Source organism: Apilactobacillus kunkeei DSM 12361 = ATCC 700308, assembly GCF_001281265.1.
In the GTDB taxonomy this organism is placed as follows: Bacteria; Bacillota; Bacilli; order Lactobacillales; family Lactobacillaceae; genus Apilactobacillus; species Apilactobacillus kunkeei.
In genome coordinates, this window is record NZ_JXDB01000016.1 from 1 (window position 1) to 12813 (window position 12813).

General features: G+C 33.8%; 12 protein-coding genes. 5 read left to right on the top strand and 7 right to left on the bottom strand.

All coding sequences use genetic code 11. The features are described from left to right. Positions 1–109: 109 nt before the first annotated feature. The 3 genes from RZ79_RS06890 to RZ79_RS07250 all read right to left on the bottom strand — a co-directional run bounded on the left by RZ79_RS06890 (position 110) and on the right by RZ79_RS07250 (position 2452). Positions 110–829, bottom strand: coding sequence for a hypothetical protein (locus RZ79_RS06890; RefSeq protein WP_054450907.1), 720 nt, complete (start codon positions 827–829; stop codon positions 110–112). Beyond that, positions 822–1721 (bottom strand): XRE family transcriptional regulator, encoded by a 900-nt coding sequence (locus RZ79_RS06895; protein ID WP_155457580.1) that lies wholly within the window; start codon positions 1719–1721, stop codon positions 822–824. The genes RZ79_RS06890 and RZ79_RS06895 overlap by 8 nt, the downstream gene beginning before the upstream one ends. A gap of 413 nt (positions 1722–2134) precedes the next feature. Continuing rightward, complete coding sequence (locus RZ79_RS07250; protein ID WP_138742197.1) at positions 2135–2452, bottom strand: hypothetical protein; 318 nt, start codon at positions 2450–2452, stop codon at positions 2135–2137. A 1250-nt stretch (positions 2453–3702) separates the two neighbouring features. On the opposite strand from RZ79_RS07250, the gene RZ79_RS06910 reads away from it, so the two are divergent. Further along, positions 3703–4356 carry an ABC transporter ATP-binding protein gene (locus RZ79_RS06910; protein ID WP_054450919.1) on the top strand — a complete coding sequence of 218 codons (654 nt, stop codon included), beginning with the start codon at positions 3703–3705 and terminating at the stop codon, positions 4354–4356. A gap of 59 nt (positions 4357–4415) precedes the next feature. On the opposite strand, the gene RZ79_RS06915 is transcribed toward RZ79_RS06910, so the two are convergent. Beyond that, entirely contained in the window at positions 4416–5333 is a 918-nt protein-coding gene (locus RZ79_RS06915) for a DMT family transporter (RefSeq protein ID WP_054450921.1), read from the bottom strand. Positions 5334–5440: 107 nt separating this feature from the next. Continuing rightward, positions 5441–6658, bottom strand: coding sequence for an MFS transporter (locus RZ79_RS06920; protein WP_054450924.1), 1218 nt, complete (start codon positions 6656–6658; stop codon positions 5441–5443). Between the two features lie 269 nt (positions 6659–6927). On the opposite strand from RZ79_RS06920, the gene pyrF reads away from it, so the two are divergent. Both pyrF and pyrE read left to right on the top strand, forming a co-directional pair. Continuing rightward, positions 6928–7647, top strand: coding sequence for an orotidine-5'-phosphate decarboxylase (gene pyrF, locus RZ79_RS06925; protein WP_054450926.1), 720 nt, complete (start codon positions 6928–6930; stop codon positions 7645–7647). Next, positions 7647–8273 (top strand): orotate phosphoribosyltransferase, encoded by a 627-nt coding sequence (pyrE, locus tag RZ79_RS06930; RefSeq protein ID WP_054450928.1) that lies wholly within the window; start codon positions 7647–7649, stop codon positions 8271–8273. Before pyrF ends, pyrE begins: the two co-directional genes overlap by 1 nt. A gap of 35 nt (positions 8274–8308) precedes the next feature. Here the strand turns inward: pyrE and cls are convergent, their stop codons facing one another. Then, positions 8309–9760, bottom strand: coding sequence for a cardiolipin synthase (gene cls, locus RZ79_RS06935; RefSeq protein ID WP_054450930.1), 1452 nt, complete (start codon positions 9758–9760; stop codon positions 8309–8311). Between the two features lie 110 nt (positions 9761–9870). Between cls and RZ79_RS06940 the strand changes: the two genes are divergently transcribed. Further along, positions 9871–10833, top strand: coding sequence for a baeRF3 domain-containing protein (locus RZ79_RS06940; RefSeq protein WP_054450931.1), 963 nt, complete (start codon positions 9871–9873; stop codon positions 10831–10833). A gap of 227 nt (positions 10834–11060) precedes the next feature. Next, positions 11061–11450: a hypothetical protein gene (locus tag RZ79_RS06945; protein WP_054450933.1), complete on the top strand. Its 390-nt coding sequence runs from the start codon at positions 11061–11063 to the stop codon at positions 11448–11450. A gap of 36 nt (positions 11451–11486) precedes the next feature. On the opposite strand, the gene RZ79_RS06950 is transcribed toward RZ79_RS06945, so the two are convergent. Further along, a complete protein-coding gene (locus tag RZ79_RS06950; RefSeq protein ID WP_054450935.1) occupies positions 11487–12680 on the bottom strand; it encodes a homoserine dehydrogenase in 1194 nt (397 codons plus the stop codon). Between the last annotated feature and the right edge of the window lie 133 nt (positions 12681–12813).

Sequence of the window (12813 nt, forward strand, 5' to 3'; positions counted from 1 at the left end):
CCAATCCCCTGTAGAATACAGAAAATCAGTTGCCCAATTAAATAGTTAGAAAGCTGCTTTTATTTATTTGTTCAAAATAATAGTTGCAGTTCCTCGGAGGTCTCTTTTTTTATTGGATACCTTTTTTTATTGCTCTGAAAAATAAAAATAAAATGATTGCTAAATGGACAACAAAGGTAATTACAAATAGCCAAATCAATTTGTCATAGCTACCACCATTTTGAATAACGTTGGCTAGTTTAATGACATAATATCCCGGGAACAATTTTTGAATGTCAGTAACTACATCAAAAAATTTATTTTGGACGAAAGTGTAAAAGGGAGTTATAAAAAGTGCAACCACACACATAAGTGGGAAGCCTGCCATATCAAGTAAATCCACTTTGCAAATTACTCCAATCAAAAAACCTATAAAACTAAGATACATCCCCAATGATAACAAAACAATTATTAACGGTAGTAGAGATAGATTAAGGGAAATGGCGCCCAATATTATTGCTTCCAATGTCAATATACATAAGATTAATAAATTTAATAGCACTTGTTGCAGCATATCATCCATTATCCATTTAAATGGACTATATGGAGTGGTCTTAATCGCAATTAGGTAATATTCCTTGGAATTACCCACTCTTTTACCAAATGTAACAATTGAATTACCGATTATTCCCATAAGTGCACTAGTAATGAACCATACCGTCATTAAATTTTTTGTAAATCTTCCAATACCTATGTCAATAAAAATAAACCAAACCGCGGGAAAAATAATGGTAAAAATCAAAAATCTTTTATTGCGTAAAACCGTTTTTAAGTTAATTAAATTAATCATGATTCAACCCTCCATTATTAGCACGATACCACTGTTCAACATTTTGATTGTGGCTGTGAATCTTATCAACGTTCATGTCACTTTCAATTTTGCCGTCCTTCAACAATAAGACTCTAGAAAAGAACTTATCGATTTGATTGAAATCATGAGTAACCATTAATATTGATCCAGTAACATGTTCAAGGTGATGCCATAAGATATCAATAGTTTCCAAATCCATTCCTACTGTTGGTTCATCTAAGACTAATAGTTTTGATGGTGCCATTAAACTTAATAGAAGAGACAATCTACGTTTTTGTCCACCTGATAAAGATCCAACATAATGGTCCATTAATTCAGAGAAATTGAATTCTTTTACTAGAGATTCAACATGATTATTGTTCTTTACTTTATTTAACAATTGAGTTAGTTTGATTAGTTCAATAACCTTCATATCATTAATAAGAACATCATTTTGCGGCATTAGTTTTAATCCCTTTTTCTTATTAAAACTAAATTTTACATTACCACTATCAGCTTTTTTAAGTCCCGTCATAATGCTAATCATTGTGGTCTTACCTGATCCGTTTAAACCTAATAAAGCAATTCTTTCGTTATCATAAATATCTAGACTCAAGTCGTTTAAAACTTGGTTATCATATGATTTGTTTAGATGTTTGATGGAAACCAATTTATCTTTATCGGACTTGCTACCCATGATTAAATTATCCAGGCTGGTGTTAAAAATTTCAGAAATACTAATCAACTTATCAATACTAGGTTCAGATTCACCATTTTCCCATTTCGAAATTGATTGTCTAGTAACAAATAATTTATTTGCTAAAGCAGCTTGCGATAATTGATTTTTTCGACGTAAACCAATTAACTTACTGCTAAATATGTTTTTTTCCATGTAATTCATTTCACTCCTTTTTTCGAATTACTTTTTATTATCACTAAAAAATTTTTTATGTATATAACATCCAGTCTAAAAGCGGATAATCTTCTTTGACAACCTCGCAACCTAGGGTTGCAACGTTGTCATATCAATACCTATTATACATTTAATCTAAACCAAAATTATTTTATTATTATATGGATATTAAAATGGACAGAATGTTTAAATTTATATCTATAATGGCCATATAAATAAATAACTCTTAAGCAAAAAGCTACCAGAATAAAATAAATTTTGTAACGTTTGTATATTTATGAGACAATTAACGCATTGTGATTAGACAAATGAAATTTTTGCAATAATTATTAATTTTTCGAATTCTATTAGGAGGTTCCATAGCAGCTTTTTTGCTGTAAAACATATATGAATTATTTTTTTAACACAGCTTTAAGATATGTAAATTTAAAAAATGTCTTCTTCGCTGCAATCATATTTATATTCAGTGTTACTTTGAATATATTAACTGATAATAACGACAATTCTAATATATTTTTATTTTTAAACGGTGTAAGTGGGCCTGGTGTATTATCAATAGCTATTATATTTATAGTTGTTTTACCATCTTCGTTATCTTTATATGAAGATCTTGCGGAAAAAAACATCAAAAATATTTTAACTAGAATGAATTTTAAAAAATACTTTTTCACTAAGACCCTATCTGTAGGAATAACTAGTGCTCTTTTCATTACCATTCTACTTACAATCTTGTTAGTCATTTCATTATTATACAAAGAAATGCCCAAAAATATAGTTAATAATTTTACATTGGGAGCATTTAATTCAATATATCCAAAACATAAAATTTTATATTCAATAATATTTATTATGAATAGTTTCATTTTCAGTTTTGTATTTTCAATATTGGCAATGGTAGCGACAATCTTCTGGCAAAATAAATATTCCGCTGCTGTAATAACTTTTGTTATTTACATTTTTTCAGGGGCATTACTGTTTGATATCAAATTAAGCAAATTGGGATTGGTTAATCTATTTAGTTATTCCAACAACGCTTTTACAACTCCTGCACAAATATATATAGAATTTATTATCATATTTATAGTTTCAGTTTCAGCAGGTTATTTTAAACTTAAGAGGTCAATATATGTCAATAAGTAACAATTTAAGCATGACAGTAGTGAATTTAAAGAAAAAGGTATATATATCCATATACCTTTTTCTTCTATTATTTATGGTAACGAATCTGTATAGTTACCAATCTAGCTACAATGGTACAAAATATTTTTTTAATTGGGTGTTATATTCACTAAATCAATCTATTACTAGTAACTTTGTTATACCAATTCTTTTTACATTAACGATTAGTTACATGCTTTCAACTAATGATAATAGGTTGATAATATATAGAATGAAAAATAGAACTCAAATATTCTTATACAATGTTTGGGTGATAATATATAACGATTTAATATTCATAGCAGGAATCTTAGGTACAATAATATTATTATCTATTAGTAGCCAAAATAAAATCCAATTTAATTGGGATGAAAAGAGTATTAAGTCATTTTCAATGCTATTTAATGGATTTAGTCCTAATAATGCACAGCCCATAATTCAAATAATTATGTTAATTGTTTTTATGTTTTTATTTCTATTATTTTTGGGATTATTAACTCAAACTATAAATTTATTATTTAAAAACAAGGCTACACCTACTTTTATAAATATCTTTTTAATAATATTACAAGGTAAGGTATCGTCCATCCCAGGATTTAATACAAACTTTATAAAATATTTTCCAATTAGTCATTTTTTATTGTATTCAGATCAAACAATTAATTTCACGGAGACAAGCAATTTCAATATCATTGTTTTTTATAACATAATTTATTGGATTATATGCATTTTCATAATTACTTTTATTTTAGAAAAAATATATAAACATAAGCAATTTAATTAGAAAAGGATAGGTTGGGTTATGAGTAGTATAGAAGTTAAAGATTTAAATTTTTCTTTTAAGGATCAAACAATTTTTAAGGATTTATCATTAAATACTGAAAGCGGAACAATCACTGGAATTATTGGTCCAAACGGTGTTGGTAAAAGTGTCCTGTTCAAAATAATAGCTGGACTGATAATTCCGCAAACTGGATTAGTTAAGGTCAACGGACAAGAAATTAACCAAAATGGATTCCCTGATGATTTTGGTGCATTAATTGAGGAACCTGGTTTTGTAGATAGGTTATCTGGATATGACAATTTAAAAATACTATCTAGTATAAAGAATTTAATCAATAAAGATGATATTAAAAGCACTTTAAAGTTAGTTGGACTATGGGGAAAGCATAATCAAAAAGTAAAAAATTATTCACTAGGTATGAAGAAAAAATTAGGCATTGCTCAAGCAATCATGGAAAAACCAAAAGTCATTATATTGGATGAGCCAATGAATGCCCTAGATGAAGACAGTGTACAAAATATTAGGACTGTTCTAAAAAAACTGGCAACTGAAAATAATGTAAGTATATTAATTGCTAGTCATAATATGGACGACATTAATTTATTATGCGATAAAATTTATAAAATAAATAACTATAAGGTCAATGAAATTCAAAAAAGCAATAATGAATAATTGATACCATAGAAAACAATGTGACTAACTAAAAAAAAGACCTCCACCGAGGTCTTTTTTTAATACAATTTGATAATGGCAACGGCGATTAACATCACGACTAAACCAATGTATTTCATAATGCCAACCGTTTTTTTCGGTGAATTTAATAGTCCATATTTATCGACCATTACACTACCGAATAAGTTACCCAATAGGACTAAAACGACAGTGGTTCCGGCACCGATTTGCGGACTTAGGAATGCGTTTGATAAAACGAAGATAGCCCCCAAGATACCACCGAGCCAAATCCACCAAGGATTGCCCTTTCCAATCGCATCTTTAGCGTGAACGTATGAACGATCAACTAGTCCGGTAATCACAAATAAGATGATGGTACCAACTAAAAATGAGATAAAGGCTGCATGAATTGGTGAATGAAGCACTACACCCAGATGGCCATTAACCGGTGCTTGAGAAGCCTGGAACATCCCTGCGACGATTCCTAGAATCTGCCAAGGTAATTGTTTGGCCTTATCGGCACCATCACTGCTCTTTTTATCTAGGACAACCATCAAAATACCAACAACTAGTAGGATGACTCCGACTAATCTGATGATTGTGAATGCATGGTGGTCAGCGTCAAATAAGGAAAAGTTATCAATAATCATTCCCATGATAATTTGACCTGTAATTGGCATAATCACCGTTTGCACCGCCCCTAAGTATGGGAAAATTAAAACGTTAGTGGTTAAACCAATCACACCAAATAATCCGCCCAACCAAATCCATTCTGGTTGGCTTGTAAACAAGTGACTAGAAAAGAATAGTGATTTGCCACTCAATAAAGTGGCGAAAAGTAACGCGATGGTTCCAATCATAAACGATAGCATTGAAGCTAGAAATGGTGATCCACCAGCTCGATTCTTCAAGTTTGTATTGACCGAAGTCTGAATGGGTAAAACCAATCCGGCTAAAATACCGAGTCCGTATAACATTAAAATGCCCCCCTCAATTATGTAAAATAAAACCTCCCGGTACGGGAGGTTTTTAGTTTATATATTATTATTACATGTAAAAACTAATTCGTCAGAATAAAAGATTATTATTGCGTTGCTAGACCCTTCAAAGCAGGAATAGACATCATAGTGATGAAACTAATTAGGTATAGTACTGATAGCATTGCCATAATTACTAGTAATGAATGGTTTTCCATCAATAAACCGATAATGGCTGGTGAGAATCCACCGATTGCACGTCCGAATCCCATGATGAAGTTATTCGCAGTGGAACGAACTTCAGTTGGATATAAACGACTAATGATAGCACCATATCCACCATACATCCCGTTTGAGAAGAAACCTAATACTGTTGAAGCTAGTAATAATGTGAAACCATTGAATGAGAAGGTAATTCCATATACCGCCACAGAAGCAACTAGTAAGAATAAACCAAAAGCCTTTCTAGGACCAATTTTATCTAAGATGGTACCAAAGGTTAACATTCCCGCACTCATACCAATGATGGTAACAATCGTCCATAGTGATGAACCGGCAACACTTAAACCTAACTTCTTTTGCATGATTGAAGGTAACCAGTTAATTAGTCCATAGTATCCAGCAATTTGCACAATTACCATCACGATTAATGCCATAGTTTGGTAAGCCAATCTTGGTGTTGCAAATAATTTCTTTACAGAAACCTTAGGACGCTTGCCTGTTTCCATTGTATCAATGAAATCTTGGCTTTCAGTTAGGTTCTTTCTGATGATGAAGGCAAAGAAGATTGGAATGATTCCGATTAGGAAAAGTGAACGCCAACCAAATGCTGGAATCATAATCGCTGCTAACACAGCTGCCATCATTGATCCAACTTGACCACCTATTGTGGTGATTGACACTGACTTTCCTAATTGCTTTTTCTTAAATGATTCAGCCACCATGGCAACACCTGAACCATATTCACCCCCGGCACCTAGGCCGACACAAAAACGTAAAATAGCAAAAGTAATAAAATTCTGGGCAAACATAATCCCGGCAGTTGAGATGGCGAAAATGAAGATGGTGTAAGTCAAGATACGTACTCGACCAAATCGGTCAGCTAAAAGACCAAATAAAATACCACCCAACAACGATCCAAAAGTAGTAACTGTTGAAAGCATTCCAGCAGCTGCGGTACTAATGTGTAAACCGATAATGATTGAAGACATTGCAAAAGAGATAAATGATATATCCATGCTCTCTAGCATTTGTCCAATCGATGTCGATGCTAAAACCCATTTTTGGATCTTAGTCGTTGAAGTGTGGTCTTGTGCGTTTTCCATTATTCAATTCCTCCAAAATGAACGCTCGCTGTCGTTCCTTATTTTTTTGAAATACCTGTTCCAAGTATTTTATAAAACTATACTCTTTAATTTTTTCTAATGCAAGTTTCATTTTTTGGTTGCTTTATTCGGGGAAAAGCGTATATTGTAATCAACATATGATTTTAAATTAGTCCAGAGAGGCTAGTAAATCGACGAACGGAATAAATGGACCCTAATTTGTCGTATAGTCTCTAAGGCTATGCGACTTTTTTGTTGGAGGGAAACGTATGAAACCAGTATTCATTGCACTAGATTTTATCGATGCACCCACTGCTTTAAAATTTTTAGAGCCATTTAAGGACGTCAAACCATTAGCGGTAAAGGTCGGAATGGAGCTATTCTACCGCGAGGGATCAAGTATTATCAAACAGCTTAGAGAGCAAAATATCGATGTATTTTTAGACCTAAAACTACACGATATTCCACATACCGTACAACAAGCTGCCAAACAAATCGGCCAATTGGATGTTCAATTCACCACGGTTCATTCATTAGGTGGAAGCGAAATGATTAATGCTTCTAGACATGGCTTAGATGAAGGTGCCAAAAAAGCAGGAGTCAATGCACCACAACTACTTGCAGTGACTCAACTAACATCGACATCGGAAGAACAACTCCACGATGAAGAATTAGTTCCAGTTTCAATGGCCGAATCAGTATCCCATTTAGCTAAAATTGCCAGTCAAAATGGCGCCGATGGTGTCATCTCATCTGCACTGGAAAATGAGCTAATCCATCAAGCAGTCTCCAATGATTTTAAGTGTATCAATCCTGGCATTCGCCTTCCTAGTAATAATGTCGATGATCAAAAAAGAGTCGTAACTCCACAAAAAGCTTCAGAGTTACGGACTAGCGGTATCGTCGTAGGGAGAAGTATCACACAATCTAATGACCCGGTTCAAACATATAAGAACATCTACAACGCCGTTAATGGAGGAATCAAATAATGAATACTAACCAACTAATCGCTTCAGACCTTTTAAAAATTAATGCAGTTACCTTATCACCAAATGAACCTTTCACTTGGGCATCTGGTATCAAAGCACCAATTTACACTGACAATAGAATTACCATCAGTTTCCCAGAAGTCCGCACCCACATCGCAGATGGTCTATCAGAATTAATTCGCAACAAATTTCCAGAAGTAAAAGTAATCGGTGGCGTCGCTACTGCCGGAATTCCCCATGCTGCAATCGTTGCAGATAAGATGGACTTACCAATGATTTATGTGCGTTCCAAACCCAAGGATCACGGTCGAGGAAAACAAATGGAGGGAAGAATTAACCAACAAGATCCAATTGTTTTAATTGACGACTTACTTTCGACAGGAAAGAGCGTTTTAAACGCTGCGCAAGCACTTAAGAACGAAGGCTACAACGTGATTGGTGTCGTTGCCATCTTCTCATACGAACTTCCAGATAGTACTAAGAATTTCAAGGAAGCTGGTATCGAATTCGATACATTAACCAACTACTCCACAATCATCGAACAAGCTAAAGCAGAAAACAGCATTTCAGACGATGAATTAGTAGTGCTACGTAAGTGGCGTGACGATCCATGGAACTGGATGTAAACAAAAAATCCCACGAAATGTGGGATTTTTTTATTTTATAGAATTGGTGAGAATAAACGACTGAATACTTGTTTGAATTTCAACCAACGTGATTGTTTTTCAAAGTCCGCATAGGTCATTAATTTACTGCTTCTAATGTCGTTAACATAGATTGAATGTAATTGTTCAGCCAAACCTTCGTCGTAGATAAACGCGTTAATTTCGAAGTTTAATTTGAAACTTCTAAAGTCCATGTTGGCGGAACCAACTGACGCGATTTTACCATCAACTAAAACAGTCTTAGCATGAATGAACCCATCTTCATAGAAGTAAATCTTGACGCCATATTTTGATAATTGTTTTGCATAATATTGAGTTGCTCGATATACGAATGGGTGATCTGGCATACATGGGACCATTATTCTGATATCAACACCTGACATTGCAGCTGTTCTGATAGCATCCAATGCACTATCGTCAGGAATCAAATATGGTGATTGAATCCAACAATAATTCTTAGCATTTTGAATCATCTTGATGTAGCCTAATTTAATTTGTTGTAAATCGGAGTTAGGACCACTTGATACCACTTGAATATTAGTAGAACCTTCTTGGTATACCTTGGGAAAATAGAATCCCTTAGTTTGTTCAACATCAATTTTGTGTTCCATATCTGTAACATTCCAGTCCAAAATAAATTGGGCTTGTAAGTGGTGAACCGCTGATCCAGCAATTCTCAAATGAGTATCTCTCCAGTTACCAAACTTCTTCTTACGACCAAGGTATTGATCACCAATGTTAAATCCACCAATATATCCGTACTTACCATCAATAACTACAATCTTTCTGTGATCTCTAAAGTTCAAACGAAAATCCATTACGGCTGAGTGTGTGTGTAAGAAAGGTTCTACGAATCCTCCAACTTCACGTAATGGATCAAAGAAATGGTGCTTATTTCCCATTGAACCCCAGCTATCATAAATAACGTGAATTTTAACGCCTTCTTTAGCCTTTTTTACCAGTTCATTCAAAACACGATGCCCAATCTGATCATCATAGAAAGTGTAAAATTCGATATTAATTGAACTCTTAGCGTGTTGGATATCTGAAATGATGCAATCAAATAAGTGATTACCATCGGTGAAAACTTTTACGTGATTTCTTCTTGATAAATCAGTAACATCTGATGTCTTAAATAACTTTACCAGTGTTCTGTAGGAATAGGATACCTCATCTGCCCTAATCTTTTCGGGATTGTTATGTATTTTACTTTGTTCTTTTAAGATGTCATACATCAATTTATTGTCTTTATATTGAAAACGGAATAAGCGCTTTTTGGGTAGTTTTCTGCCGACGAATGCATAAATCATAAATCCTATCACAGGTAGGAATGAAAGAACTAATAACCATGCCCATGTTGCAGCAATATCACGTTCTTCTCTAAATACTGTAATCAATGCCAAAATTTCGTTAACTAAAACAATGAAATATAGGATGTTTAGAAGCATAATTATTCCCCCTTCTTTTCAGCTTAATATAGCATAATTATAGCACAATATATTTCGCTTTTAGCTCATCATGATATAATATAAACATATAAATCTAAGGAGGTTAGACTATGACGTCGACAATCGAGCTTAGAAATACCCTAACTTTGGATTACGAAATAGGGCCATTCATCTCACTAATTGTTTCATTTAACGAAATTAGTAACAAAAATGATTATTTAAATTTAATCGAAACTGTTAAAGAAGAATTCATCCAAAAACACGACGAAAATATCTGGCCAAGATACGAAAGAAAATTAAGAAGATTCAACTTTGATCGCGCAAAACACATCGGAAACGGTTCTGGTGTTGCACTATACGTTAGTTTTAAAGCCATCCATTCATTTAACTTAACTCAACCTGTTAAGACCCAAATCTCAATCGATGACACCATGAACGTAGCGCAACTAATCAAGGAAATCGAAAGCCAACTTCACTACCGCGTTTTAATCCTACGCGATAACGACTTTAAGCTACTAAGAGTTGATAATGGTCACTTTAGCATCTTAAACCTTGTGAACAAGCCAATTCCAGTCCTTGTAAACAACGACAAAAACAAGTACTTCATGTTAGTTAAAGAATACCTAAGCGATTTATTCGATGACGATGACTACCTACAAACTGTGGTGGTTGCCAACGAAGAAAACCGTAAGTTATTCAACGAATTAGCTGACCAAAAGACATTTGTGAAAGACATCGTAAGCAAAGTTGATATGGACGATCTTGGCCCCGATAAGATTTCTGAAATGATTGATGAATTGAACCAACAATTCTTCGATAAGTTAGCAAACGACAACAAAATTAAATACGAAAAAGCTAGTGATCACCGTTTAGTTGCAACTGATTTACGCGATATTATTTCAAACGCATTATCTGGTAAGATTGATACTCTATACATTAGCGAAGAAAGCTACAACAAGACTTTAAATGATTTAGCAATCACTACCATTGGTTTCGCAGGAAACGTTCTACTACTTCCAAAGAGCCAAATGCCAATGAACTTGGACTACGCTGCAATCACATTGAAGTTTTAATGCAATAAAAAAGGCCTAGATTCTAGGTCTTTTTTATTTTTTCTTAAATGTTTATATATTTTTGCAATTAGTATCCTTTATGTGAGATACTATCATAGGTGTTACATGATTTTTTTCTGTAATCCCCATTTAATGACATTATAAATGAAAAAACTACACACGTTTTTAGATGTTTGTACTAGAATAATCTAAACGCATTATCTGAATTAGGAGAGGATTTTTTAACAATGTCAGACATACAACTAAGACCTATTATTAACCAATGGGCACAAGACTTTAGCGAGGAAATCGTTGATTTGCACTACGTTAAAGGACAATTATCAGATGCACAATTTGATAACTTTATGAAACAAGTTAAGGCATTAGACCTATTAACTAATACCGAAGCTTACAAGATTATTTACGATGCAGCTAAAAACGACTTGGAACTAAACCATATCGATGATTTAGCAAACCGTACCAATCAACTACAACGTTTGATTGAAATCACTGGTGAATACAGCGATCAACCAAAATATGTTTTATTCGCAAACATGTTCGAAAACGCTGGTGTATCAACTGATGATACTTTCGCCCGTCTAACATATGCAGAACTTGCATTACAAGATTTTGAATAAGAAAACAAATAAGAGCGCCTAATATAGGCGCTCTTTTTATTTTTCAATCCATGGATTGTATGCCCCACCACTGATACAGGCAAAGAAAATTCCCTTATCATCACTGGATAATTCGTTAACAACATCATGAATTTTTTGGGTGTCAATTTCGGCAATATGGTAGTAATTACCGTCTTTTTGAATGTCATAATCTGGTAGTTTTGATTCTAAATCCGCACTGGTTCTAACGACGTAATTCTTTTTCTTATTAGTGTTATCCAAAGAAAATTCTTCGTTAAAATCACGTTTTAAGTGCACATTGTTGGCCTTTAAATCTAAGATATCTTGCACTAACGCGTGGGCAGTTGGAAATTCACCCGCACCTTGACCATTAAAGGTTAGTTTACCGATGGTTGTTCCACGTAAACCGACGAAATTGTAGTTATCATGAATTCCGGTTTCAATTTGTCCGGGAGTATATAAAGTTGGTTCCACCACAAAGTTAAAACTGTTGTTTTTCTTGAAACTACGACCTAGTAATTTAACTATTAAATTGTGTTTTTTGAAGTACTTAATATCCTCATCAGTAATGTTTCTAATCCCAAATTTTAATAGGTGGTCCCCTGGTTTAACAAAGGTGTTATATGCAATGTCCACACTAATACATAATTTATTTTCGATGTCGTATCCATCGATATCTGCACTCGGATCGGCTTCTGCGTATCCTAAGTCTTGAGCATCTTTTAGGACTTTGTCGAAACTTTGACCAGTCCTAGTCATAGTATCCAAAATGTAGTTACTAGTTCCGTTTAGGATTCCGTGAATTGAATCAATTTGGTCGATACGAAGTGCTCTCTCCAAATTAATAATCCAAGGAATTCCACCACCAACGGCTGATTCAAAGTAGAACTTTACACCATTTTCTTCAGCGATTTCATCAAATTCCTTCAAGTTTCTCGCCACGACCGCTTTGTTAGCTGTCACAACGTTCTTGCCATGTTTTAATGCATCGATGATCATTGTCTTAGCGGGTTCTAGTCCACCTATCACTTCCACGACTACATCGACTTCTTCATCATTTAAAATCGTTGCGTAATCATCCACAAATAATTCGTTTTGATCAACTTTTTCTGGACGAACAAATACATATTTAACTGATAAATCTTTTTCAAATGGATGCAAAGCGCTGTCTTGAATAATCTTCAAAACTCCACTTCCGACGGTACCGTAACCTAAGATTGCAATTTTCATAGTGCAAGCCTCCTTTTTATACTTTGGCTTTATTATATCTTATTTCGCGGATTGTACCGTATTTAATTTTTTGTCTTAGCGAATGCTTGCTCTAAAATTAAAAGAGAGTGAACATAACTGTTCACTCTCTTTT